Source organism: Streptomyces olivoverticillatus, assembly GCF_014203555.1.
In the GTDB taxonomy this organism is placed as follows: Bacteria; Actinomycetota; Actinomycetes; order Streptomycetales; family Streptomycetaceae; genus Streptomyces; species Streptomyces olivoverticillatus.
In genome coordinates this window covers 369,986-394,362 of the sequence record NZ_JACHJH010000003.1, presented here as the reverse complement: position 1 = coordinate 394,362, position 24,377 = coordinate 369,986, and the positions used below count along the sequence as shown (strand labels likewise).

Below are 24,377 nucleotides of genomic sequence, written 5' to 3'. Positions count from 1 at the left end.
CCTTCGGACACCTTACGAACCCTTGAACGAGAGACGACGGAACCTTGGTGTGATCTTGGTGGTACGGGCGGCGGCCGGCCGCGGCCGGTTCAGCCCACGGGCGTCCCGGCGTCCAGCAGCTCCGGGTGGTGGCGGCGGGCGACGCCGGGGTGGGCGCGGAGCCAGCCCTTGATCTCGTTGCGGCCGTACTCCGCGAACAGCGGATTGGCCGCGTCCTGGGTGACGCCCGGGGCGCGGTGGGCGTGCGGGAAGGGCACGGGCTGGATGCGGGCGTCGAGCCGCGGGTTGTAGAAGAAGGGCACGGAGTAGCGCTCGCGGGTGCCGGGCGGGCTGACTACGCGGTGGTTGGTGGCCTTGAGGTAGCCGTTGGTGGCGACTTCGAGCAGCTCGCCGAGGTTGATCACGAAGGCGCCCGGCAGCGGGGGCACGTCGATGAAGGTGCCGTCGGGGCCCTCGACCTGGAGGCCGCCGACCTCGTCCTGCAGGAGCAGGGTCAGGAAGCCGTAGTCCTTGTGCGCGCCCACGCCCTGGGCGGCGCCGTCGGGGGCGCTGCCGGGGTAGCGGACGAGCTTGAGGTGCAGGTGGGGGCGGTCGGCGAAGGCGTCGTCGTAGAAGTCGGACGGAGCGCCGATCGCGGCGAGGAGTTCGTGCAGCAGCCGCTGGGCGACCGAGCTGAGCCGGTCGATCCAGTGCAGGGCGGCGGTGCGCAGCTCGGGGAGGGCCGCCGGCCACTGGTTGGGGCCCTCCAGCCACCAGTAGCCGGGCTCGTCCGCGGCGGGGACGCGGGGGGCGCGCTCGGCGCCTATGTCGAGCTGGTCGCGCCAGTCGCGGCTGCCGCCGGTGCGCTCGTCCCCGATGCGGGTGTAGCCGCGGAAGTGGGGGGAGTTGAGGTTGCTGATGGCGAGCCGGTCCGCTTCGGGAAGCGCGAAGAAGGCGCGGAGGGTGTCCATCAGCTCGGCGGTCTCGGCGGGGGTGATGCCGTGGCCGGTCAGATGGAAGAAGCCCACGTCGCGCGCGGCGGTGTGCAGGGCGTCGTGGAACCGAGCGCGCGTCTTCGGGTCGGCGGAGGCGGCGGCGGAGAGGTCGAGAACGGGAAGCTCGTTGATCATTTGGGTGTCCACAGCGTGATGGCCCGGTCACGCCCGGCTGTGGCCGGGCGGCCCGCGGCACCGGTCGCCGGTGGGCGACACGGGGCGGGGCCGGGAAGCGGCTAGGAAAGTGCGAGGAACTGCGAGAACTGCAGGAACTGCAAAAACTTCGCGAAGAAGACGGCGGCCTCGGCCCTGGAACGGGCGGGCGGCACGAATGCGAAGGTCAGCCGTGGCGGCGACAGGACATGCTGGTGACGCGGACGAAGTCCACGTGGCGGCGCTTGACGAGCATGTTCACATCCACGAGCGTATACGCCTCCGGCAGCCGCCGAGCCCCGTACCGGGGGTGGCGCGCGTCACACGCCGTTCACATGCGCTTGCGGTCACATGCGTTTCTTGTCCACCACCAGCGTCCGCTCATAGTGCTTCATCTCCTCGATGTCGTCGACGTACGGACGGATCTCGGCCAGGAAGGGCGGGAAATGCGGGCCGCGGCGGAATCCCCCCTCGTGGTCCTCGACCGAGGTCCACTCGATGCGCAGGATGTAGCGCTCGGGTTCCTCGACGCCCCGCGAGAGCTCGTAGCCCAGGCATTGCGGGGCGGCGTAGAGGTGCTCCGCCGCGGCGGCGTACGCCTTCTCGAAGGCGGTGCGGCGTTCGGTCTCGGCGATGCGGTAGCGGATGTATTCGACGGTCATGGCCTTCCTCCCGCTCAGGTAACCAAAAGCCCGCCCGGACGCAGCTTGTGGGGGCGCTGTCCGAGCGGGCCGACGGCTGAGAATCCCGCCGCGGGGCGCACGCTACCAGCAGGAACGGCATAGTCCCGGCGTCGTCACTCAAATGGCGCCGAAGGCCGCGCCCACCCCGTACGGCCACGACCGAAGATAGCCCGGAGCCGCTTCCGGCGATAGTGGTTCGCTCAATTCGCGGGCCAATTTAAAGGATTGACTGACGTCTGCCCCGGAAGAGCCCTCTGACCATGGCTACTTCACTGGCTCGAATGAGTGAAAGTCCGGAACTTCTCAAATGTGGCGTAGTTACTCAGGTCGCTTCCCGGTGGGAATCACCGATCGATCGAAAGGCATAGACGTGCTCAAGAAGGTACTCGCCACGGCCGCCATGACGGCTTCCGCGGTCGGCGCCATCGCCACCCCCGCGATGGCCATCGGCAACGACCAGGATGTGGCCAACGCCAACGGTGCGAAGACCGGCTACGGCAACACCAAGACCGGGGGCAAGGAAAGCCCGCAGATGAGCCTGATCCAGGGCACGCTGAACAAGCCGTGCATCGGTATCGGCAAGATCGGCATCCAGTCCCTGATCGGCGCGGCCAACATCGGCCTCCAGGACGTGCCGATCCTCACCTCGCAGCAGCAGCAGCAGTGCACGGACAACTCCACGATCAACGACGGCGACGACCCGCTGTCGCACATCCTCGACGAGATCCCGATCCTCTCGGGCAACGGCTCGGGCAACGGCTGACGATCGCGGCAGTCCGACGGAATTCCCTCCGCTCCGGGTGTACGGGCCCCGGGACGGAGGGAATTTCCTGTGCTCGCCCGGTGCTCTTCCCGCGCCCGTCCCGATCTCGCACGGCGTTCGCCGAAATCCCGTGCTGCCGCGCCTCTTGACGCGGCTTTGGTCCAGTCCAACGATATTCCCGCGTACCGGCCCCCACCTTGTGCACCCCACCCCCGTGCACAACCCAGCCACCGGGAGCATTCGTGAGACGACTCTTATCGCGCCATACCCTCGTCGCCGCGCTGGCCGCCGTGGCCGCGAGCGCAGGCCTCCTATCGGGCGGCGTCCCCGCGGCACAGGCATCCGCTCAGTCCACCGCCGCCGCCGCGCCGAGGCCCGCCCCGAGACCCGCCCCGCTTCCCGCGCATGTCTTTGCGCCCTACTTCGAGACCTACGGCCCCGAGAGCCCCGCCGCGCTGTCGGCGCAGTCGGGGGCGAAGCATCTGACGCTGGCGTTCCTCCAGACCGAGGCGCAAGGTTCGTGCACCCCGTACTGGAACGGCGACACGGGCAGGCCCGTCGCCCGCTCCGTCTTCGGCACGGACGTCACCGCGATCCGGGCCGGCGGCGGCGACGTCATCCCCTCCTTCGGCGGTTACGCGGCGGACAACGGCGGCACGGAACTCGCCGACAGCTGCGGCGACATCGGCAAGATAGCCGCCGCCTACGAGAAGGTGATCACCACCTACGGGGTCACCCGCCTCGATCTCGACATAGAAGACAACTCCCTGACCAACCCGGCCGGAATCGACCGCCGCAACAAGGCCGTCAAGCAGGTCCAGGACTGGGCCGCCGTGACCGGCCGCGCCGTGCAGTTCTCGTACACCCTGCCCACCACCGCCCAAGGGCTCGCCGACAGCGGTCTGGCCGTCCTGCGCAACGCCGTCTCGAACGGCACGCACATCGACATCGTCAACATCATGACGTTCGATTACTACGACGGCTCCACGCACGATATGGCGGCCGACACCGTCAGCGCGGCCACCGGCCTGCACGCCCAACTCGCCGGGCTCTACCCGGCGAAGAGCTCCGACCGGCTGTGGGCGATGACCGGCATCACGGAGATGCCGGGCATCGACGACTACGGGCCCGCCGAGACCTTCACCGCGAAGGACGCCGCCACGGTGTCCGCGTGGGCCTCGGCGCAGGGCGTCAACACCCTCTCGTTCTGGGCGCTTCAACGCGACAACGGCGGCTGTCCGGGCACCAAGGGATCCGACACCTGTTCCGGCCTGGAGCAGAACCCCTGGTACTTCAGCCACACGTTCGCGCCGTTCACCAAGCGGCACTGACCGAAGTAGCGCTGACCGAAGTAGCGCTGACTGAAGAAGCACCGGCCGAAGAAGTGCCGGCGGCCGTCACCGGCCGGTGACGGCCGCCGTCTGTGCCGACTCGATGTTCTGGTGCAGATCGCTGGTCGCGTCGGCCGTCGCCGCTCCGGAGACCAGCAGACAGCCGGTCAGCGCGGCCGCTATGCAGTACGCCGCCCGGCCGGGAATCCCGCTGGCGGTGGCGGGTGCGGCCAGCAGGGCCGCGACCCGGCGGGGCACGGGGCCGGCGGTCGCGCGCAGCGCCAGGTCGGGACGGCGGCCGGGCGGGGCCGCGGAGGCGGCGAGGGCGGCGCGGCCCACCGCGCGGGCGGCCAGCCTGCGGTCGCCCACCGCCGTGGCCGCTTCCTCGTCCGCCCACCGCTCCAGCTGGAAGGCGAGCGGTTCGCGCAGGGCGCGCAGGGCCGGGTGCAGGCAGGCGGCCAGTTCGGCGCAGAGCAGGAGGACATGATGGCGGGCGGCCAGATGAGCCCGCTCGTGGGCCAGCAGCACGGCCCGCTCCCCGGCGTCCAGCCTGCGCAGCATCCCCGCGGTGACGACGATCCGCCCGGGGCGGCCGGGCAGCGCGTAGGCGTCGGCCCCCGCGTCCGGCAGGACGGTCAGGTCCCCGGCGCTGGAGTGCCCCGCGACCGCGGCGTCCGCGCGCAGCACCTGGCGTCCGTGGCGCAGCAGGACGCGGACCGCGGCGACGGCCACGGTGAGCGCGGCGCCGCAGGCGGCCGCTCCGAGCGGTGCGGCGAACGCCGTGTCGTGCGGCAGCAGTGCCACCGAGATGTGGCCAAGCGCAGCGACGAAGGGCAGGTGCAGCAGGGCTGCCACGCTCAGCAGGGCGAGCGAGGCCGTGCTGAACACGGCGAGCGAGGCGGTGGAGGCGGCGAGCAGCAGTGCGGCCCGGCGCGGCGGCAGGAGGGCGGCGAGGCGGCGGGCGGCGGGGACGGCGAGGAAGGGCGCGATCAGCGGCGCCCAGACCGCCCAGATCACCCCGGGTCCCCGGGGACGGCGGCCTGCTCGAGGAGAGAGCGCAGGAGCGCCTCGTCGTCGGTGGTCAGGCGGGAGACGAAGCGGGCGAGGACACCCGGCCGGTCGTGCTCCTTGTCCAGCTCGCTGTGCATGCGGTGGGCGGCGAGCGCGGCGTGGTCCTCGACGGCCGGGCTGTAGGCGTAGGCGCGCCCGGCCCGGGTGCGACGGACGGTGCCCTTGTCGTGCAGGCGGGCCAGGATGGTGGCGACGGTCGTCCGGGCGAGGGGGGTGTCCAGTGCCTGCTGGACGTCGGGCGGGGTGAGCGGGCGCTCGGCGGCCCAGAGGGCGGAGAGCACGGCGGCCTCGAGTTCGCCCGCCGGGCGGCGTATGGACTCGGTCACGTGGAACCGCTCCCTCCCATGGATCGTCTACAGTCTCGTGGACCGTCTACTGGATTGTAGACGGCGGGACTCTCGGTCCCGTCCCTCGATTATGGGAGGCCCAGCACCCGTGCTTGCACCACTTGCCGCCGCCCCGGCCACCGATCTGGCCGTCAATGTCCTGGATGCCTCGTCGTTGCTGGCGGCCTTCGGGGCGCTCGGCATCGCCGTCGTGCTGTTCGCCGAGACCGGGCTCCTCGTGGGGTTCTTCCTGCCCGGGGACTCCCTGCTCTTCACCGCCGGCCTGCTCAGCAGGGCGGGCGCGCACGCCGGGCCGCGGCTGGACCTGACGCAGGTGCTGGTGGCCGCCGTGGTCGGCGCGCTGGCCGGGGCCCAGGTCGGCTACGTCCTCGGGCGGCGCGGCGGCCGCGCCTTGCTGGCCCGTTCCCGCGCCAAGAAGCTCCACGAAGGAGCCGCGCGCGCCGAGGAGTTGCTCAACCGGTACGGGCACGCCCGTGCGATCGTGCTCGCCCGGTTCGTCCCGGTGGTGCGCACCGTGCTCAATCCGCTCGCCGGGGCCCTGGGCGTCGCGCCGCGCACCTTCGCGGTGTGGCAGGCGGCGGGAGGGCTGCTGTGGACGGCCGGCCTGGTGCTGGCCGGCTACGGGCTGGGTTCGGCGGTGCCGAATGTCGACCGGTATCTGCTGCCGATCGTCGGCCTGGTCGTCCTGATTTCGCTGCTGCCGCTGGCGTGGGAGCTGCTGCGCGGGCGGCGGCGCGCGGCCTCCGCTCCGGCCGGCGGGGAGGGTGGTCGTCGATGACGTACATATCTCCTGCGGTGTCCCTGGCCTTCGACGGCTCGGGGATCGACGGCGGGCTCTACCGGGACGTGACCGAGGAGGCCCGGCACGCGCCCTGGCTGCTGAACGACACCGTCTCCACGTGGTCGGCCTTCGGGCTGGCGCTCTTCGCGGTGCTGATGGTCATGGCCTGGTGGCGGGCTCGGCGCGCGGACGCTCCGATGATGGCGCGTGCGCTGGCCGTCCCGCTGGTGGTGGTGGCCGTCTACGGCGTGGACATGGTGGTGAAGTCGCTGGTGCGCGAGGAGCGGCCCTGCCGGTCGCTGCCGGGCAGCTTCACCTTGGAGTCCTGCCCCGCCTCGGGCGACTGGTCCTTCCCCAGCAATCACTCGGTGATCGCCTTCTCGGCCGCGGCGGCGCTGTGGCTCGTCGACCGGCGGCTGGGTGCGGTGGCCGCGCTGGCGGCGGTGGCCATGGCCGCCTCCCGGGTGTGGGTCGGCGTGCACTACCCGCACGACGTCGCCGCGGGCGCACTGCTCGGGGTGGCGCTGGCGGTGCCGCTGACGCTGCTCGCCACCCGGGCCGCGCCCTGGGTCGAACGGGCCCGCAAGGGCCGGCTGCGTCCGTTCCTGCTGACCTCCGCGTGAAGGGCTGGTTGCCCTCGCGGAGGGCGGCGGCCGTGGCGGCTGCGGCGCTTGCCGTGCTGGGCGTGCTGACGGCGCTGGTGCTGTCCGTGCACCGTGCCCCCTTCGCGGTGGACGAGAGCCTGCATCACTGGGCTCTCGTGCACCGCACCCGGGCGGCGCAGCACGTGGCCGATGTGATCACCGATACGGGCACGGGCGTGTTCCCCTATGCGGTTGTGGCGGCGGCCGGTGCGATCGGGTGCCGCCGTCGCTTCATCGGGGCGCTGGCCGCCATGGCGGTGCTGGGGCTCGGTCAACTGGTCCGTATCGGGGTGCGCATCGCCGTGGACCGGCCGCGTCCGCCGGCCGCGGACTGGGCGTTCCAGGCGTCCGACGCGTCCTTCCCCTCCGGTCACGCCACGACCAGCGCCCTGGCTGCGGGGCTGCTGGCGTGGGCGGTGCTGCGGGTGGCCCCGCGCATCGCGGGGCGGGTGGCCGCGGCCTGCTGCGGCTTGTGGGCGGTGACCGTGGCGGCCACCCGGGTCTTCCTGGGTGTGCACTGGCCGTCGGACATCGTGGCGGGGTGGCTGCTGGCCACGGCCTGGCTGGCGGTCACGCTCCCGGCTCTGTCGTGGTGGGCCGGACGGAAGCCCGTACGGGCCCGCGGCCCCCGCACCGACTGATCGTTTCTCCCCGACCCCTCCCTTGACCGAATGGGCTTTTCGATTCGGGGAATGCTCCCCGGTTAGTGCTACAGTCGGGCCTGTAAACGGGGAATCCTCCCCGCATGTTTGTCAGTCATATCCCGGATGCAGAAGGGACCGCCCATGGCCACGCCCGCCCTCGAGGACCTGACACCCCCCGGCACCGACTTCGACACCGACCGGAACCCCCTCTACGCCCACCTGCGCGAACAGGGGCCCGTCCACCGGATCCGCACCCCCGACGACCGCGAGGCCTGGCTGATCGTCGGGCATGAGGAGGCCAAGGCCGCCCTGACCGATCCCCGGCTGGCCAACGACATCCGCCACTCGCCGGACTGGAAGGACGACGGCGGCTACGCCATCGGGCTGAACATGCTCCAGACCGACCCGCCGGACCACACCCGGCTGCGGGCGCTGGTCACCAGGGAGTTCACCGCCCATCGCATCGAGGCCATGCGGCCCCGCATCCAGCAGATCACTGACCGGCTGCTCGACGAATTGCCGGCCACCGGCCGCGCCGACCTCGTCGAATCCTTCGCCCTCCCCCTCCCGCTGACCGTCATCTGCGAACTCCTCGGCGTGCCGCCGGCCGACCGCGCCGCCTTCCGCGGGTGGTCCAACGAGGTGGTCATGCCGTCCAGCGTGGAAGCCGCGACCACCGCGGCCCAGGACATGACCGGCTACCTCGCCGGACTGATCGAGACCAAGCGCCGGAGCCCGGAGGACGACCTCCTCAGCGCCCTGACCCGCACCGCGGAGGACGGCGACCGCCTCTCCCCCGGCGAACTGCTGGGCATGGCCTTCCTGTTGCTCGTCGCCGGGCACGAGACCACCGTCAACCTCATCTCCAGCACCGTCCACGGGCTGCTGCGCCATCCCGACCAGCTCGCCGCGCTGCGCGCCGACTGGTCACTGCTGCCCGGCGCGATCGAGGAGACCCTGCGCTACGAATCCCCGGCCGAGCGCTCCGCCTACCGCTTCGCCACCGAGCCCCTGGAGATCGGGGGCACCGCCATCGCCCCCCGCGAGCCGGTGATCGTCGTCTTCGCGGCCGCCTCCCGCGACCCGCACCGCTTCCCCGACCCCGACCGCTTCGACATCCGCCGGGACGCACGCGGGCACCTGGCCTTCGGCCACGGGATACACCACTGCCTCGGCGCCCCGCTCGCCCGCATGGAAGCGGCCGTCGCCGTCCGGTCCCTGCTGGAGCGCTGCCCCGACCTGGACTTCGACGCCGACCCGGACACGCTGGCCTGGCGGCCGAGCATGGCGCTGCACGGTCTGCTCCGACTTCCGGTGAGATACACGGCTTTGGGCCATTGATGGTCTACTTTGCCGAGGTATGACGGTTTCGAGACGGGCCCTGCTGACCACGGGGGCAGCAGGGCTGACGACCACCCTGGCGACCACCGCGACGACCACGCCAGGCCGGGCCGCGGCGGCGCCCCGCGAGTGCCACGCCTCCCCCACCCGGGTAAGGACCGGGTTCGAGCGGCTCGCCGCCGACGGCTACCGGCTGCTGGAAGGGCAGCGGGTCGGCATCATCACCAACCAGAGCGGCGTCACCGCCGACGCCCGAGGCGTCGTGGACGTCATGCACGCCGATTCCCGCGTACGGCTGACCACCATCTTCGCCGCTGAGCACGGCTACCGCGGCACCCCGCAGGCCGGGCTCTCCGAAGGTGACTACACCGACCCGGCGAGCGGACTGCCCGTACGCGACACCTACCTCAAGAGCGGCGAGCGCCTACGAGAGGTCTTCGCCAAGGCCCCGGTGGACACGGTCGTCTACGACAGCCAGGACGCCGGGGCCCGCTTCTACACCTGTATCTGGACGCTCTACGACTGCATGGTGGCGGCCGCCATGGCCAAGAAGCGCTTCGTCGTCCTCGACCGGCCCAACCCGGTGGGCGCCCGGGAGGCATACGGACCTGTGCTCGACAGACGGTTCGCCACCTTCGTGGGACGGGCCCCCATCGCCCAGGCCCACGGGATGACCGTCGCCGAGCTCGCCCTGCTCTACAACGGCGAGTTCGTGCCGGAAGCCGCCGGGCAGGCGGTGGAGCTGGCCGTCGTGGAGATGTCGGGCTGGCGGCGCGGCGACTTCTTCGACACCACCGGACTGCCGTGGGTGCCGCCCAGCCCCAACATGGCCACCCCCGACACCGCCCTCGTCTACTCCGGCACCGGCCTGTTCGAGGGCACCAACATGTCGGAGGGCCGCGGCACCGTCCGTCCCTTCGAAATGCTGGGCGCCGAAGGCCTCGACGGCCGCTGGGCCCGGGCGGCCAACGCCGCGGGGCTGCCCGGGGTGCACTTCCGGGAGGCGTACTACGTCCCGACGTTCGGCACGTACCAGGGACGGACCGTGGGCGGAGCGCACCTCCACGTCCACGACCGCGACGCCTACGATCCGGTGCGCACGGCCGTCGCCCTGCTGGTGGCCGCCAAGCGGCACTGGAGCGGCTTCGCCTGGCGGCCCGACCACTTCGTCGACAAGCTCTCCGGCTCGACCCGGCTCCGCACGATGATCGACGCCGGGGCGGACACCGACGCGGTCGTCGGGGCCTGGCAGGAGGAACTGGCGGCGTTCCGATCCGTCCGGCGCACGTACCTGCGCTACGAGTGAAGCCGGCCGGTCAGCACTGCAAGGGGTAGGGGACCTGCTCGCCCACCGGGCCGGTGTTGCGGCACAACTGGTAGCCCTGGGCGTGCAAGTCGTCGATCACCCCGTTGAGGGCCTCCGGGAAGTTGCTGAAGAGATGGCCGAGGACGACGCCGTTCTGCTTCTCACCGGTCGTCGCCTCCCGGACTATCGTCCGGATCGAGTCGGCGCTGCGCATGGCGCCCTCGACCTTCTCCCAGTCGTGGGTGTCGATGGTCCAGTTGCAGATCCGGTAACCGAGGTCGGCCGCGATCTCCCGCTCCCGCTCCCCCGCATCGCCGTAGGGCGGGCGCAGCAGGTTGCCGTGCACTCCCCTGCTGATCTCGTCCTGGACCTCGTCCTCGCTCAGGCCCGGCAGGTTCCGGTGGGAGTAGGTGTGGTTGCCCACCCAATGGCCCTGCTGCCGCAGCGTGGAGACGATCTGCGGGTACTGGGAGGCGTACCGGTTGATCAGGAAGAAGGCGGCGCGGACACCCTTCGCCTGGAGCTGGGCGCCGATGCGGACGGCCCGGTCGGGGTCGCTGTAGGGCCAGTCGTCCAGGGAGAGCAGGATGCGTCCGGAGGTGTTGCCGCAGCGTTCGCGGTCGTAGACGCCCTCGGGTTCGGGCGGGGCCGGGGTGCGGTGGCCGGTACCGCCCTCGCCGCGGGGTGTGCCGTCCGGGCCGTCGCGGTCCCCCGCCTTGCCCGCCGGGCCGACGGCGCGGGCCGGGCACGGATCGACCCGGCCGGCGTCACGGCGGGCGGAGCCGCCGGCCTTGGCCCGAGGCTGCGGATCGCAGTTCTGCGGCGGGTCGTCCATCGCGGTCACCGCGAACGCCGAGCCCGCCACCAGCGCGCCGACGGTCACGGCCGCCTTCAGCGAGGTCCGCCGGCGCCGCCTGTGGCGCCCGCGGCCGTGCCGCAGGACTTCCCGGTATCCGGACATGCGTGGCTCCTCACGGGTGACGCCCCGCCAAGCCGCGCGGGTCCGCCGCCCCTCACCGGAAATACGCCGGTTCGATGATCTTGACATCCACCCTCGGGCCGGGCGCCCGCACCCGCAACCGCGGGGCCGGCCGCCGTTCGCCCGGCCGGGTGGCGCGGACGGGACCGAAGGGGGGACGTACGGAGCCGACGCGGCGCGTCGCGGGCGGGCGGAGCACCACCGCGACCTCGGACGGAGCGGTCCGGCCCGCGGTCGGCGGGGACACGGCCGGGAACACGGGCGGGAGCCTCGCCCATGCGGTCGACGTCCGGGGTGGTGACGGGGGTTCCGGTGCACCCGAACTGTCGGCGCCCTCACCTTCCCGCTGCGGCACCCGCCGTCTCGATGCGGTAGAGAGCCGCGCCCACAGGGGAGCTTCCTTCGGCGACGTGTGCACGGATCGAGGCGAGGTAGTCGTCACGGCTGATGCGCCCGTCGCCGTCGGTGTCCAGCGCGGCGAAGGCCGATTCGATGTTGCCGACCGGGTTTCCCAGTGCCGTGCGCAGCGTCGTGAACTCCGGCAGGTTCAAGGCACCGTCCTCGTCGGTGTCGGCGAGGTCGAAGAGTGCGCCGAGCACAGGCCTGCAGACGGTGTCGAACGCCTCGGCACCGGCCCATGCCGCGTACTCCTCGAAGGTCACCCCTCCGTCGCCGTCCGCGTCCATCGCCGCCCACGCCTGCTGACCGGATGCGCGTGCGGCGACGACCAGGGGGTCGTCCATCGACCGTCCCGTCGCCCGTGCCACCCGCTCGGCCCGTGCGGCGTACTCCTCTGTCGAGATGACGCCGTCCCCGTCCGCGTCCAGCATGGCGAAGACGAGTTTCTTCGCGGTGATGTCGTCCATCAGATCCCCTTCTGTCAAGTCTGGTCGTGAAAGCGGTGATTGCGCTCAGCCGTCCCTACCCGGTGCCCCGGTGTTCAAGGCGGCATGAGCAGCTTGCGCCGCGGTGACGTGGAGCGCGCGGCACATGGCCCGCGCGCACGCGGGGCGCGCGCGGCCGGTGCACTGCGAGGAGCCGGGGTGGTGCGAGGAGCCCGGGGGTAGCCAGGGGGTCGGTAGCGGATCCGGGTCACTGGAGGGTGCATGGCCAGCAGGCGTGGCACGGCTTTGGCGTTGAGCTCCCTGGTCCTGGTCGGCACGTCGTGGTTGACGGCTCCACCCGGTCAGGCCGACGAGGGAAAGCACAGAGAAGGCATCGTGTGCGAGGGCGCCAGCGAGAGCACGTACGACCCGCCCCTGACGCTCTTGCCGCACGAGACCCGCGTCCACACGAAGGCCGGGTACGTGTGCACCTTCGCATCCGGCCGGAAGAGCGAACCGGCCATGGGCTTCCTGGAAGGGGTCTCACCGGCAGCGTCCTGTGACGGTTTGAGCAATCCCCGAATCACGGAGTTCGTGAAGTATGCCGACGGCGAGCGGTCGTTGATCGCGTACGACAGCGGCTCGACCCTCCGTGTCGCCGGCATTCTCGACGTCATGCTGTCGGGCCGGGTCGTCAAGGGGCGCGGCGAGGGCCAGTCCGTACGGCGGGACGTGCTCCTCGCGCTGCCCCGCCAACAGCTGCCCACCGACTGCCTCCTCTCCGGTATCCAGGGGCACAGCGGTCAGGCGCGGCTGGAGATCAAGGAGGCCAAGCGGTGAGCCGGGACCGCGCGGTGATTCCCACCGAACCCATCGGCAGTATCCCCCGCCCCGCCGAGCTGCTCGCGGCCATGGTCGGCCACGCCGCCGGCCGGATCGGCGACGCCGAGCTCGCCGCCGCCCAGGACCACGCGATCCGCGACACCATCCACCGCCTGGAGGCGCTCGGCTCGCCGGTCGTCACCGACGGCGAGCAGTCCAAGCCCAGCTTCGCCACCTACCCCCTCGCGGGTCTGGACCGGCTGGCGGCCGACGGTGTCGTCATCCCCTTCGCCGACGGACACCAGCGGCAGCTGCCCCGCCTCATGGCGGGACCGATGCGCTACGCAGTGCATGCCGAGCGCTATCTGACGGCCGCGCAGCAGCATGCGAGCGTCCCCGTCAAACAGGCCGTCATCGCCCCCTCGGCGCTCAGCCTGCTCTACCCTCCGGACGGCATCGACGGCTATCCCCGCGAAGCCTTCCTCGACGATCTCACCGCCGAGACCGAGGCCGACATCCGCGGCTGCCTGGATGCCGGCGCGCATGTCGTGCAGCTCGACTTCACCGAGGCCCGCCTCGCGCTCAAGCTGGACCCGAGCGGCGGTCTGCTGGAGCAGTTCATCACGCTCAACAACCGTGTCCTGGAGCGCTTTTCCGCCGCGGAGCTGGCCAGGATCGGCGTGCACACCTGCCCCGGCGGCGACCAGGACTCCACCCACAGCCTCGACGTGGACTACGCCCTGCTGCTGCCCAGGCTGCTGCAGCTCAAGGCCGGCGTCTTCTACGTCCAGCTGGCGAGCGAGCCGGAACCGGAGAAGGCCCTCGCCGTCCTGGCCGAGCATCTGCCCGACCGCGCCCGCGTGTTCATCGGGGTGACCGACCCGATCGACCCGCGCGTGGAGACCCCCGAGCAGGTCCGCGACCGGGTCCTGGCCGCAGCCCGCCACCTGCCCCCAGACCGCCTGGGCACCAGCGACGACTGCGGCTTCTCGCCCTTCGCCGACGACACCTCCACCTCCCGCGAGACCGCCTTCGCCAAGATCCGCGCCCGGATCGAGGGCACAGCCCTGGCCGCCGGCATGCTTTCGCCAGGTCCGTGAAGCGATCGCCCGAGGCTTGTCAGTCCCAGGGGTTGGCGCGCTGATCGTTGATGGCGGTCCACATGCGGGTGTTCGCGGGCAGGGTGCCGTACGCCCAGAAGGTCCAGCCGCCGGTCGCATTGAGGTCCGGACCGTAGTGGCCGTCGTGGAATTCGGCCATCCGCCAACCCGCGCCGAATTCCGCCTGGCAGACGCTGTCCGCGGCATTGCGGCTGTTGAGGCGCGAGCCGCGGACGGGTCTGCTGGCGGCGACGGTGCCCTGCGCCCAGCCCGCGTAGAAGCCCGGGGTGATCCCGTCGGGCACGGGGCTGCCGTCGGCCTTCAGGCAGAGTACGGGCAGGCTGGCGCTCGCCGGGGTGTCGCCTTGGTACGGGTTGCTCGAGGCGCCACTGCCGACCTGCACACTGCCGTCGGGTCCGTCGGCCAGCTTCGCCCAGGTCAGCCCGGGGTGAGTGGCGGGAGGCGCGGCGTGCGCGGCATCGGGGGCGGCAAGGAGCACGGACGCGGCCAGGACGGCCGCACCGGCCAGCGGAGCGAACGTGACGGAGCGCATGGCGGAACCTCCCAGGTGGATGAGCGGATTTCCGGCGCCGGCGTTGGTAGGTGACTGGGCGCATTCTGTACGCCCTTCACCTCTCCTCCACAGCCGAGAACCGGACATCCACCTGGTGCTCGCGCTCACTCAGGCGACCCAATGCGATCGCCGGGCAGCGGATGCCAGCGCGGGCCCGTCCGCGAGGGCCCTGGCCATACGGCGCACGGCCTCGCGGAGGGTGTCCGGAGGCAGGGTGTAGGGGATGCGGAGGCGCTGTTCGAAAATGCCCGGGTCGGTGGCGAAGTAGGCGCCGCCCTCGATCCGCACCCCGTAGTCCAGTGCCCGTTCGGCGAGCGCCGAGGCGATGGGCTCACCGAGGTCGACCCAGAGTGACAGGCCGCCGGGCGGCAGTTGCCGGCTCCACTGCGGGAGGTGTTCGGCCAAGGCGGCGGCGAGGGCGGCGCGTTGCTCGCGCAGTTGGTCCAGGCGGTTCGGCAGCAGTTCCCCCGCCTGGGCCAGCAGGGTCAGGGCCAGCAGCTGGTCCAGGACCGAGCCGCCCATGTCCGTGGCGACCCGCTGGCCGGCGAGTTCGGTGACCAGGCGCGCCGGGGCGCGCAGCCAGCCGATGCGCAGCCCTGCCCAGTGGGTCTTGCTCATCGAGCCGATGGTGATGACCTGGCCGGCTCCACCGGGTGTGGCGTGGGAGGCGAGGGGCTCCGGGCGGGGGACGTCGAGTGCCAGGTCGGCCAGCGTCTCGTCGACGACCAGCCAGGTGCCGGAGCTCTGCGCGGCGCGCAGCAGGCGGACGCGCTGCTGCCGGGGCATGAGGCAACCGGTCGGGTTGTGGAAGTCGGGGATCAGGTAGGCGAGTCGGGGAACGGCCTGCCGCAGGGTCGATTCGATGACCTCGATGTCCCAGCCGGTGTCGGTCACGGGGACCGGCACGGTGCGCAGCCCGGCCCGGCGCATGGCTTCCAGGGCGTTCGGGTAGGACGGGTTCTCGGTCATGACGCGGTCGCCGGGCCGGCACAGCAGCCCCATGGCCAGGGTGAGGGCGTGCTGGGCGCCGGAGGTCACCAGGATCTGTTCGGGCACGGTGGCCAGGCCGCGCCGGGTGAAGCGCTCGGCGATGGCGGCGCGCAGCTCGGGCAGGCCGTAGGGGTGGTAGCCGGGAGTGTGCGCGTGCTCCGCGAGCTGGGGAGCGATGTGAGCGAGGGCGTCGGTGAGCGCCTGTCCGGGCAGTCCGGGGGCGGCGCGGGCCAGGTCGATCACGGTGTCCTCGGGGCCGAGGAGCCGGGTGACGCGGCGGGGGCTGCGGCCCTCCGGCAGGTCGGTCCATGTGCCGGCGCCCTGGCGGCTGCGTGCGAACCCTTGCTCGCGCAGCAGGTCGTAGACGGCGGTGACGGTGGCCCTGCTGGCGTCGAGGGCGGTGGCCAGTTCCCGCTCGGCGGGGAGCCGGACGTGCAGCGCGATCCGTCCGTCCAGGATCAGCGCGCCGATCGCCTGGGCCACGTGCCGGTAGGCGGGGCGTGCTCCGGCGAGGTCGGGCAGCATGGCGGCGAGCTGGCGGCTGCCCAGTGCCCGGTCGCTGCGTTCCCTTCCCGCCGAAGGCCGAAGCGGATGCGAGTCGGCCAAAGAGCCGGCCGAAGAGTCGGGCAGAGCCATACCAACCATTCCCCCGGGATTGGCCATGTTGTTCAGGCCAATCACTCTACAGACTCGCCTCATTGGTCTTGAAGGAAGACGAACACCTCGCGGAGGCGAACAGCATGCAACCTGCCCTCACCTACGTCCGCCTCGCCGAACGGCCGCTGCGCAGACTCCCTCAGCTGTTCGCCGGCCTCGCCCTCTACGGGTTCAGCCTCTCGGTGATGGTCCGGGCCGCGCTGGGCGTCAGCCCTTGGAGCGTGCTGTACGAGGGGGTGGAGCGCCACACGTCCCTGAGTTTCGGCACGATCAGCGCGGTCGTCGGTGTGCTCGTGCTCCTGCTGTGGATACCTCTCAAGCAAGTGCCGAGATTCGGCACCGTCGCGAACGTCGTCGTCCTGGCGTGCGCGTCCGACCTCGGCTTCCTGCTCCTCCCCGAGCACCTCGGGCTGCCCGTCCGGGCCGGCCTGCTCGTCGGCGGGGTCGTTCTCAACGGACTGGCCGGTGCCGTCTACGTCGGCGCGCGTTTCGGACCCGGGCCGCGGGACGGGCTGATGACGGGCGCGTCCGCCGTGACCGGGCGCTCCATCCGGCTCGTTCGCACGCTGATCGAACTCACGGTGCTCACGGTGGGCTGGCTGCTCGGCGGGACGGCGGGCCTCGGCACCGTGCTCTACGCACTCGCGGTCGGCCCGACCACCCAGTTCTTCCTCCCCTGGTTCGCGTACGCCAGTGCTGCCGAGCGCGCGCAGCACCCGCGTCCGTCGTCCGTTCCGGCCGCTCCGCCGACGACTAGCCGGCGGTCAGCGCCTTCCTCAGCGCCACCCAGCACAGCAGCGCACATTTGATCCGGGCCGGGTGCCGGGAGACGTCGCGGAAGGCGACTGCGTCGGCCAAGTGGGGCGGCCACGGCAGGGAGTCCGGGAGGGGGTCGCGCAGCAGCGAGGCGAATTCCGTGTGGAGTTCCTCGGCTTCCTGTACCGAGCGGCCGATGACCAGGTCCGTCATGACCGAGACCGACGCCTGGCTGACCGAGCAGCCTTGCACGTCGTACGACACATCGTGGATGACCGCCGGGTCCGCGTCTGCCTCCAGGCTGACCCGCAGAGTGATGTCGTCTCCGCACATCGGGTTGAAGTGGCGGGATTCGGCGTCGTACGGCTCTCTGAGGCCCTTGTTGTGGGGGGCGCGGTAGTGGTCGAGGATGATTGCCTGGTGTTCTTCGGTCAGGTGCATGTCGCCGTCCTCTTGGGCCCGTCGTTCCCCTTGCCCGTCAGCGGTCGCGGGTTCGGTTTTCTCGTTCCGAAGACCGCCAGCGCTTCCTCGATGCCCTCCGCCAGCGTCCCGATCTCCTCGGGGCGGTTGTAGAGGTAGAAGCTGGCCCGCACGCTGGCCGGGACCCCCAGGCGGCGGTGCAGCGGCCACGCGCAGTGGTGTCCGACCCGGACCGCGATCCCCCGCGCGTCCAGGACTTGGCCCACGTCGTGCGGGTGGACGCCCTCGACGACGAAGGAGACCGCGCTGCCCCGGTCCTGTGTGGTGGTGGGGCCGAGGATGCGGACTCCCTCGATGCCGCCCAGGGTGGTGAGCGCGGTGTGGGTGAGCATCCGCTCGTGGGCGGTGATCCGGTCCATCCCCACCGAGGTCAGGTAGCTCACGGCCGCCGCCAGGCCGACCGCCTGGGAGGCGGCGGGAACGCCGGCCTCGAAGCGCTGGGGCGGAGGGGCGTATGTGGACCCGGCCATCTCCACGAACTCGATCATCGAGCCGCCGGTGAGGAAGGGCGGCATGGCCTCCAGCAGTGCGCGCCGGCCGTACAGGACGCCGACGCCGAAGGGGCCGAGCATCTTGTGGCCGCTGAAGACCGCGAAGTCCACTCCGTAGTCGTGGAAGTCGACCGTCGCATGCGGTACGGACTGGCAGGCGTCCAGCAGGGTGAGCGCCCCCACTTCGGCGGCCCTGGCCACGATGCGGTGCACGGGGTTGACCGTGCCGAGCACGTTCGACTGGTGGGTGAAGGCGACCAGCCGGGTGCGGGGTGTGATGACCTCGTCCAGGGCCGAGAGATCGAGCCTGCCCTCGTCGGTGAGGCCGAGCCAGTGCAGGGTGGCGCCCGTACGCCGGCACAGTTCTTGCCAGGGGATCAGGTTGGCGTGGTGTTCCATTTCGGTCACCACGATGGTGTCGCCGGGGCCGACTCGGAAGCGTGCGGCGTCGTCACCCGCCGTCGTGGCATTGCTCATCGCGTAGGCGACGAGGTTGATTCCCTCGGTGGCGTTCTTTGTGAACACCACTTCGCCGGGGTCGGCGCCCACGAAGCCGGCGATCTGGGTGCGGGCGCCTTCGTAGGCCGCTGTGGCCTCTTCGGAGAGTTGGTGCGCTCCTCGGTGGACCGCTGCGTTGGACGTCTGGACGAACAAGCGCTCGGCGTTTGCCACCTGCAAAGGGCGCTGAGAGGTCGCGCCGGAATCCAGGTAGATCAGGGGCTTCTCGTGGCCGGCACTGCCGACGTTGCGGTGCAGGATCGGAAAGTCCGAGCGAATCCGCTCGAGGTCCCCATCGAGGTTCGGGCCCGTCCTTGGCATGCCGGGTACGCCGGTCATGCGGAGGTGACCGCGGCCGGGCCGTTGGCCGCGAGGTCCGCGAGAACCTCGTTGGCGGTCTGCAGGCACAGACCGCGCGCACAGACGGTGACGCTGTCGCTGTCCGCGTCATCCGCGATGTCCAGGAATTTGGGGTTGAACCTTTCTATGCGCTTCGTACGGACGCCCTCGGCGTAGTCGTCGGGCGCCGTCCAGCACAGGTCCTTGTAGGAGTCGGTGTGCTCCGGGAGCACCGTGGGGTCGTCGAGTTCGAGGATTGCGCCGAACATGAGCAGCGGTTCGTACAGCGGCTCGGGGGATTCGGGGTCGTTGGTGGGGCGGTCGGCGACGTAGCTGAAACCGGCTCCGATCATCGAGAACCGGCAGTTCCCCAACGGATTTTCCCGCGAGGCGGATTCCATGGCCGTCCCGGCGCCCAACTTGCGGGCGAGCAGGTCGCCCACCAGGTACGACAGCTCCGAGGAGGGGTCGGGGACCGGGCTCCGGCGGGCCGCTTCGGGGAAGCGGGCCATGGTCCGCAGATCGTCCGCCCGGATTTCCGTGAAGTGGACGGGCAGCAGGTCCGTGGCTGATTCGGCGATGCTCTCGAAGTAACATCGGGCGAACTCCAGGGGCAGCATGCTGGTTGGCGTGCTGATGACGTTGGGGTGGGTGGGGTTGGTGTCGGCGCGGCGGGTTCCGGTCAACACGCTGGTGCCGTTGGCCGTGTTCGCCATGACCGTGATCTGTAAGACCGGCTGCCAGAGCGTCCCGGGAGCCAGGCATTCCTTGAGCGTCGCCGGGCCGCGGGAGCGGAATCCCGCGAGGACTCCATCGAGTTCCGACCCCGCATAGAACTTGGCCATGAGAATTCCTTTCGTCGGCCAATGGCATACGCAAGAACCATAATCAAAACAAGCCGGAAACAGCCGATCGCTTTTCAGTCAGTAGTCACTGCTGGTCGGTGGCCTTTCGTCAGGCCATCGCGGTCTGAAATGTGGCTGAAAAAGTTGGTCGACCGATCGCCGATGCTAGAGTCCGTCGCGACCAGGGCAGCCCCCGGCAGGATGAACAAACGGGGCAAGAAGGGTGAACGGCATGCACGACGAACTTCGGGAAGTTTTCGACTTCATCGCCTTTTCCGCCCGGCTTCGGGAAGTCGAGCGGCACAACAACGCAACCACCGAACGAAAGGAGAGCGTGGCCGAGCATTCTTGGCATCTGGCACTGATCAGCTGGATCCTGCACCGGGAGTTCGAGCGGGAATTCGGGCACACCCTCAACCTGGAGAAGATGCTCAAGATGTGCCTGATGCACGATCTCGTGGAAATCGAGGCGGGGGACCCGTCGGCATGGACCACTCAGCACAGTGCACAGCACACGAATGAAAAGGCTCGCATAGAGGAAGAGGTCGCCCAACGCCGGTTCTCGTCGCTCCCGGGAGAACTGGGTGCCGAGTTCCTCGCCCTGTGGCACGAGCACGAGGCCGGGGCGACGCCCGAAGCCCGGCTCGTACGGGCAGTGGACCGGCTCAATCCGGCCCTCATGCGGCTCCTCACCGGGCAGGGCTGGCAGGACGTCGGCGCGGACGCACAGGCGCTGGACCGCCTCCAGCTGCCCCGCGTCGAGGTGAGCGAGACCCTCACCGCCCTGTACCGGGAAGTCAGGGACGCCGCGGTGGCCCAAGGGCTGCTGCCCGAGGCCTCCCCGGCCGCATCCCGGCCGTCCGCCTGACTACCTGCACCGACCGGCCGGGAGACCGGCCTGCCGAACCCCCGTATCCGGCGGCCGACGGCTCATCATGTCGCATATGAGCAGCAACCCCACCGATGCGCCGAACGGGCCGCACGTCTCCCGCCGGGAGTTCGACGCTCTCTTCGAGACGGTCCGGACCTGGGGCCGCTGGGCGCCCGAAGGCCGAGGGGCCTGGAACCGGGTGACCGCGGACCATGTGGGGCGGGCCGCCGCCCTGGTCCGGTCCGGGACAGTCGTGCCCATGGCACGGCCGTGGGACACCACACCCGGACCGGACAACGGCAACCCCGCCCTGCACTACATGTCCGACCTCGGCGACGTCGTAGCGCCCGAGCCCTCCGCCCACAAGGACTTCATCGGCGCCGACTACCACGGCAAAGCCGTCAGCCATCTGGACGCGCTCTCCCACATCGCCTACCGCGGCCGGTTCTACGGCGGCGGTACGGCACGGGAGCTCGTCGGGGCTGCAGGCACCCGCTTCGGCGACGTCGCGGCACTCGGCTCCCTGGTGACCAGGGGAGTGCTCCTCGACCTGCCCGCCGCTTCGGGCACGACCTGGCTGGAGCCCGGACAGGCCGTGCACGCCGCGGACATCCTGGCCGCCGAGACCGCACTCGGCGTGGAGACCGGCGAGGGCGACGCGGTGCTGCTGCGCACCGGCCGCTTCCGCCGCCGCCGGGAGGTGGGCGCCTGGGACCTGGACGCGGCCAGTGCGGGCTTGCATGTGGAGGCCATGCCCCTGCTCGCCGAGCGCGGCATCGCCCTGCTCGGCAGCGACGGCGACAGCGACGTACGGCCCTCGCCCGTCGAGGGCCTGCACTCCCCCGTCCATACGCTCGCCATCGCGGCGATGGGGGTGCCCCTGCTGGACAACCTCGACCTCGAAGCGCTCTCCGCCGCCTGCGCCGAAGCCGGCCGTTACGCGTTCCTGCTCCTGGTCGCGCCCCTGAACGTCCCCGGCGGCACGGGCTCGCCCGTCAATCCGATCGCGGTCCTGTAAGAGGCGGGCCGGCACGGACAGTAGCGGTGGGCCGCCCTCCGCAATCATTACCGTTATGTCGGCAAAGTTCTAAAATGGAACATCGGCGCAGCTGCTCGACGTACGGGTGGCCATAGGGCCGCGTACCGATGAGGGAAGTGATCCGGATGGGGCTCGCGGCGGACGACATCGGCCCCGTACTCGCCCGTGATCAGTTCCTTCGCGGCGCGTCGGTGGAGGGGGCCGTGCGCAGCCCGATCCTCAGTTCGTGGCAGCGCTCCCAGTCGCTGGGGCTCTCCCCGGAAGGCTGCGAGCTCCCTTACACCCAGGACCTCGACCTGGACGGCCGCCTGGTCCGCGCGGCCGGACCCGTACTGAACCGGCTGCAGGCCATGTTCGCGGGCAAGAACGTGAACATATCCCTGGCCGACGAGCGCGGGGCAATCCTGCAACGCCGCTTCGGCGTAGCCTCCATGGTCCGGCACCTGCCCGAGATCCAGACCGTCCCCGGCTTCGTCTTCCACGAGAAGTTCGGGGGGACCAACGGCATCGGTCTGGCCCTCGCGGAGAGGCACCTGATCCACATCTACGGCGCCGAGCACTTCGCCGAACGCTCGCAGTCCAACGCGTGCTCGGCGATTCCCGTGCGGGACCTGCTCAACGGGCGCATCGAGGGCGTCCTCTGCCTCGGCTATCCGCCCGCGGACGCGGATGCGGCGCTGGACACGGTGATCCGCAGGGCGGCCGGCACCATCGAACGGCGGCTGCTGGAGCAGCACTCGGTGCGCGAGCGTGCCCTGTTGCAGGCGTACCTCGACGCCAGGAGCCGCGTACCGGCCGGCGATGCGGCCGACAACGGGCAGCCGGGCGAGCTTGCCGCGAGCGGGCTGGACTGGCGTGACCAGATGATCCTCAAGGAGAAGGCCACCGAGCTGATCTCCACGGCCCAGCGCGCCGCCGTCGAGGTGTCCCTGCCCGGCGGCCGCCGGGTCACCCTGCTGAGCCGCCCGGTGACCAGCGCCTCCGGAGTGGAAGGCGTCGTCATCGAGGCGGTCCTCCCGTCGCGGAATCAGCGCCTCGCCGTCTCCGCCGAGGCGGTCCTGGGAGGAGGCGAAGCGGTCGCTGCGGAAGAAGCCGTCTCTCTGGAAGCGATGGCCGCACAGGCCGTCAGCACCGATGCCCTCTCCCGCGAAGCCCTCGAGCCCCAGGACCTCCTCGCGCAGCAGACCTTCACCCCCGTCGCCCCGTCGGCCGGCGAGCCCGGTGCCACCTCCTACGCGGCCAGCGGACTCGTGCTCGTCGGCGAGCCGGGCGTCGGAAAGTACGCCGTGGCCGCCCGGCGCCGGCTGGAACTGCTGTCCGAGGCCAGCACCCGCATCGGCACCACCCTGGACGTGAGCCGCACCGCCCGCGAACTCGCCGAGATGGCCGTCCCGCGCCTGGCCGACTTCGTCACCATCGACCTCCCCGAGGCGGTGCTGCGCGGCGACGAACCGACCGACCCCGTCAAGGACCTCCACCGCACGGTGGTCCACGGCATCCGCCAGGACTGCCCCTTCTACCCCGCCGGCGCACGGGTCGACCTCAAGCCGACCACACCCCAGCTCCGCTGCCTGACCCACCGGACGACCGTGCTGGAGCCCGACCTGAGGACCGCCGCGGGCTGGGTCTCCCAGGACCCCGCGGCCGCCCGGCGCATCCTCGAGCACGGCGTCCACTCTCTGATCAGCGTGCCGCTCCTCGCCCGGGGCATCGCCCTGGGCATCGCGAGCTTCTACCGCTCACGGGACCCCGCCCCCTTCGGTGACGACGACCGTTCGCTGGCCCAGGAACTCGCCACGCGCGCCGCGATCTGCATCGACAACGCGCGCCGCTACACCCGCGAGCACAGCATGGTCCTCGCCCTGCAGCACAGTCTGCTGCCGCACGGCTTCCCCGAGCAGAACGCCGTCGAGGTCGCGCACCGCTACATGCCCGCCGAGTCCGGGGTCGGCGGGGACTGGTTCGACGTCATCCCCCTCTCCAGCACCCGCGTCGCCCTCGTCGTCGGGGACGTGGTCGGCCACGGGCTGCACGCGGCCGCCACCATGGGCCGGCTGCGCACCGCCGCACGCAACTTCGCCGAGCTCGACCTCCCGCCGGACGAGGTCCTCACCCACCTCGACAACCTCGTGGGACGCCTCGACCGGGAGGAGGGCAACGAGGAACCCGGCGCCGACAGCACCGGCATCATCGGCGCCACCTGCCTGTACGCCATCTACGACCCCACCTCGCAGCAGTGCGTCATGGCCCGGGCCGGTCACCCGCCGCCCGCGCTGGTCCACCCGGACGGCACGGTCACCTTCGCCGACCTGCCCGCCGGTCCGCCGCTCGGACTGGGCGGCCTTCCCTTCGAGACCGCCGAGTTCCACCTCCCCGAAGGCAGCCAGCTGGTGCTCTACACCGACGGGCTCATCGAAGACCGCGACCGCGACTTCGATACGACCCTGGAGCAGCTGACCCGCGCTCTGGCCCACCCGAACCGCCCGCCCGAGGACACCTGCCGGGAAGTCGTCCGCACCATGGTCCCCGACCACCCCGCCGACGACATCGCCCTGCTCGTGGCCCGCACCCACACCCTGGACTCGCACCGGATCGCGACCTGGGACCTGCCCGCCGACCCGGCGCTCGTCTCCACCGTCCGCGCCGCGGTCACCCGGCAGCTGGCCGAATGGGGGCTGGACGAGATCGGCTTCGCCACCGAGCTGCTGCTCAGCGAGCTGGTCACCAATGCCATCCGGTACGGCACCGCCCCCATTCAGGTGCGTCTGCTCTACGACCGCACGCTGACCTGCGAGGTCTCCGACGCCAGCAGCACCGCTCCGCACCTGCGCCTGGCGGCCACCACCGACGAGGGCGGCCGCGGCCTGTTCCTCGTCGCCCAGCTCTCCCGGTCCTGGGGCACCCGCTACACCGTCGGCGGCAAGGTCATCTGGGCCGAGTGCCCTCTGGAGGTGACCGCGGGACGGCACGACACCGTCGAGATGGAATTCGACTTCGACGACATTCCCGCCATCTGACTGCCCATCCGGCGGGGAGGGCGGCGGGACCGTAGCATGACGGAAATGCAGCGGCTT

23 protein-coding genes and 1 pseudogene are annotated in these 24,377 nt (G+C 71.2%); 13 read left to right on the top strand and 11 right to left on the bottom strand.

The genetic code is table 11. From position 1 onward, the window contains the following. Positions 1-89 precede the first annotated feature (89 nt). Positions 90-1,109, bottom strand: coding sequence for an isopenicillin N synthase family dioxygenase (locus FHS39_RS12290; protein ID WP_184349305.1), 1,020 nt, complete (start codon positions 1,107-1,109; stop codon positions 90-92). Between the two features lie 365 nt (positions 1,110-1,474). After that, positions 1,475-1,789 carry a putative quinol monooxygenase gene (locus FHS39_RS12285; RefSeq protein WP_184349304.1) on the bottom strand — a complete coding sequence of 105 codons (315 nt, stop codon included), beginning with the start codon at positions 1,787-1,789 and terminating at the stop codon, positions 1,475-1,477. 391 nt (positions 1,790-2,180) lie between these two features. Here FHS39_RS12285 and FHS39_RS12280 point away from each other — a divergent pair, with 391 nt between their 5' ends. Both FHS39_RS12280 and FHS39_RS12275 read left to right on the top strand, forming a co-directional pair. Beyond that, complete coding sequence (locus FHS39_RS12280; RefSeq protein ID WP_184349303.1) at positions 2,181-2,573, top strand: rodlin; 393 nt, start codon at positions 2,181-2,183, stop codon at positions 2,571-2,573. Between the two features lie 281 nt (positions 2,574-2,854). Continuing rightward, a pseudogene (locus FHS39_RS12275) lies at positions 2,855-3,892 on the top strand (chitinase); the annotation flags it as partial. 78 nt (positions 3,893-3,970) lie between these two features. On the opposite strand, the gene FHS39_RS12270 reads toward FHS39_RS12275, so the two are convergent. Together FHS39_RS12270 and FHS39_RS12265 are read right to left on the bottom strand one after the other, a co-directional pair. Then, positions 3,971-4,921, bottom strand: coding sequence for a M48 family metalloprotease (locus FHS39_RS12270; protein WP_184349302.1), 951 nt, complete (start codon positions 4,919-4,921; stop codon positions 3,971-3,973). Continuing rightward, entirely contained in the window at positions 4,918-5,301 is a 384-nt protein-coding gene (locus FHS39_RS12265) for a BlaI/MecI/CopY family transcriptional regulator (RefSeq protein WP_184349301.1), read from the bottom strand. The genes FHS39_RS12270 and FHS39_RS12265 overlap by 4 nt, the downstream gene beginning before the upstream one ends. A gap of 91 nt (positions 5,302-5,392) precedes the next feature. On the opposite strand from FHS39_RS12265, the gene FHS39_RS12260 reads away from it, so the two are divergent. The 5 genes from FHS39_RS12260 (at position 5,393) to FHS39_RS12240 (ending at position 10,038) form a co-directional block, all read left to right on the top strand. Continuing rightward, positions 5,393-6,100 carry a DedA family protein gene (locus tag FHS39_RS12260; protein ID WP_184349300.1) on the top strand — a complete coding sequence of 236 codons (708 nt, stop codon included), beginning with the start codon at positions 5,393-5,395 and terminating at the stop codon, positions 6,098-6,100. Then, positions 6,097-6,726, top strand: coding sequence for a phosphatase PAP2 family protein (locus FHS39_RS12255; protein ID WP_184349299.1), 630 nt, complete (start codon positions 6,097-6,099; stop codon positions 6,724-6,726). The genes FHS39_RS12260 and FHS39_RS12255 overlap by 4 nt, the downstream gene beginning before the upstream one ends. 32 nt (positions 6,727-6,758) lie before the next feature. Beyond that, positions 6,759-7,388, top strand: a complete 630-nt coding sequence (locus FHS39_RS25845; RefSeq protein ID WP_184349298.1) for a phosphatase PAP2 family protein — start codon at positions 6,759-6,761, stop codon at positions 7,386-7,388. A gap of 144 nt (positions 7,389-7,532) precedes the next feature. Continuing rightward, positions 7,533-8,732, top strand: coding sequence for a cytochrome P450 family protein (locus FHS39_RS12245; RefSeq protein ID WP_184349297.1), 1,200 nt, complete (start codon positions 7,533-7,535; stop codon positions 8,730-8,732). A gap of 19 nt (positions 8,733-8,751) precedes the next feature. After that, complete coding sequence (locus FHS39_RS12240; RefSeq protein ID WP_184349296.1) at positions 8,752-10,038, top strand: exo-beta-N-acetylmuramidase NamZ family protein; 1,287 nt, start codon at positions 8,752-8,754, stop codon at positions 10,036-10,038. 10 nt (positions 10,039-10,048) lie between these two features. Here the strand turns inward: FHS39_RS12240 and FHS39_RS12235 are convergent, their stop codons facing one another. Beyond that, positions 10,049-10,999 carry a polysaccharide deacetylase family protein gene (locus FHS39_RS12235; RefSeq protein WP_184349295.1) on the bottom strand — a complete coding sequence of 317 codons (951 nt, stop codon included), beginning with the start codon at positions 10,997-10,999 and terminating at the stop codon, positions 10,049-10,051. A 353-nt stretch (positions 11,000-11,352) separates the two neighbouring features. Further along, positions 11,353-11,883: an EF-hand domain-containing protein gene (locus FHS39_RS12230; RefSeq protein WP_184349294.1), complete on the bottom strand. Its 531-nt coding sequence runs from the start codon at positions 11,881-11,883 to the stop codon at positions 11,353-11,355. Positions 11,884-12,123: 240 nt separating this feature from the next. Between FHS39_RS12230 and FHS39_RS12225 the strand changes: the two genes are divergently transcribed. Next, positions 12,124-12,681 (top strand): hypothetical protein, encoded by a 558-nt coding sequence (locus FHS39_RS12225; protein WP_184349293.1) that lies wholly within the window; start codon positions 12,124-12,126, stop codon positions 12,679-12,681. Then, entirely contained in the window at positions 12,678-13,763 is a 1,086-nt protein-coding gene (locus FHS39_RS12220) for a cobalamin-independent methionine synthase II family protein (protein ID WP_343069534.1), read from the top strand. Before FHS39_RS12225 ends, FHS39_RS12220 begins: the two co-directional genes overlap by 4 nt. Before the next feature lie 19 nt (positions 13,764-13,782). On the opposite strand, the gene FHS39_RS12215 is transcribed toward FHS39_RS12220, so the two are convergent. Both FHS39_RS12215 and yczR read right to left on the bottom strand, forming a co-directional pair. After that, on the bottom strand, positions 13,783-14,316 hold the full coding sequence (locus FHS39_RS12215) for a flagellar hook-length control protein (RefSeq protein WP_184349292.1): 534 nt from the start codon (positions 14,314-14,316) through the stop codon (positions 13,783-13,785). A 129-nt stretch (positions 14,317-14,445) separates the two neighbouring features. Next, positions 14,446-15,963 (bottom strand): MocR-like transcription factor YczR, encoded by a 1,518-nt coding sequence (gene yczR, locus FHS39_RS12210; RefSeq protein ID WP_184349291.1) that lies wholly within the window; start codon positions 15,961-15,963, stop codon positions 14,446-14,448. 104 nt (positions 15,964-16,067) lie between these two features. On the opposite strand from yczR, the gene yczE reads away from it, so the two are divergent. Further along, complete coding sequence (gene yczE, locus FHS39_RS12205) at positions 16,068-16,793, top strand: membrane protein YczE (RefSeq protein WP_246470158.1); 726 nt, start codon at positions 16,068-16,070, stop codon at positions 16,791-16,793. Here yczE and sufU read toward each other — a convergent pair. Genes sufU through FHS39_RS12190 form a run of 3 tightly spaced genes read right to left on the bottom strand, consistent with a single transcriptional unit; the run spans position 16,738 to position 19,393 of the window. After that, complete coding sequence (gene sufU / locus FHS39_RS12200; protein ID WP_184349290.1) at positions 16,738-17,181, bottom strand: Fe-S cluster assembly sulfur transfer protein SufU; 444 nt, start codon at positions 17,179-17,181, stop codon at positions 16,738-16,740. The two genes, yczE and sufU, sit on opposite strands and share 56 nt — an antisense overlap. Beyond that, the gene (locus FHS39_RS12195; protein WP_221462686.1) at positions 17,172-18,548 is read right to left on the bottom strand and encodes a cysteine desulfurase; all 1,377 of its coding nucleotides are present in this window, start codon (positions 18,546-18,548) and stop codon (positions 17,172-17,174) included. Before FHS39_RS12195 ends, sufU begins: the two co-directional genes overlap by 10 nt. Next, positions 18,545-19,393, bottom strand: coding sequence for a hypothetical protein (locus FHS39_RS12190; RefSeq protein WP_184349289.1), 849 nt, complete (start codon positions 19,391-19,393; stop codon positions 18,545-18,547). Before FHS39_RS12190 ends, FHS39_RS12195 begins: the two co-directional genes overlap by 4 nt. Before the next feature lie 232 nt (positions 19,394-19,625). Here FHS39_RS12190 and FHS39_RS12185 point away from each other — a divergent pair, with 232 nt between their 5' ends. From FHS39_RS12185 to FHS39_RS12175, 3 genes are all read left to right on the top strand, one after another. Beyond that, complete coding sequence (locus FHS39_RS12185) at positions 19,626-20,261, top strand: HD domain-containing protein (RefSeq protein WP_184349288.1); 636 nt, start codon at positions 19,626-19,628, stop codon at positions 20,259-20,261. A 76-nt stretch (positions 20,262-20,337) separates the two neighbouring features. Continuing rightward, the gene (locus FHS39_RS12180; protein WP_184349287.1) at positions 20,338-21,282 is read left to right on the top strand and encodes a cyclase family protein; all 945 of its coding nucleotides are present in this window, start codon (positions 20,338-20,340) and stop codon (positions 21,280-21,282) included. A 128-nt stretch (positions 21,283-21,410) separates the two neighbouring features. Then, a complete protein-coding gene (locus tag FHS39_RS12175; protein WP_184349286.1) occupies positions 21,411-24,320 on the top strand; it encodes a SpoIIE family protein phosphatase in 2,910 nt (969 codons plus the stop codon). Positions 24,321-24,377 lie beyond the last annotated feature (57 nt).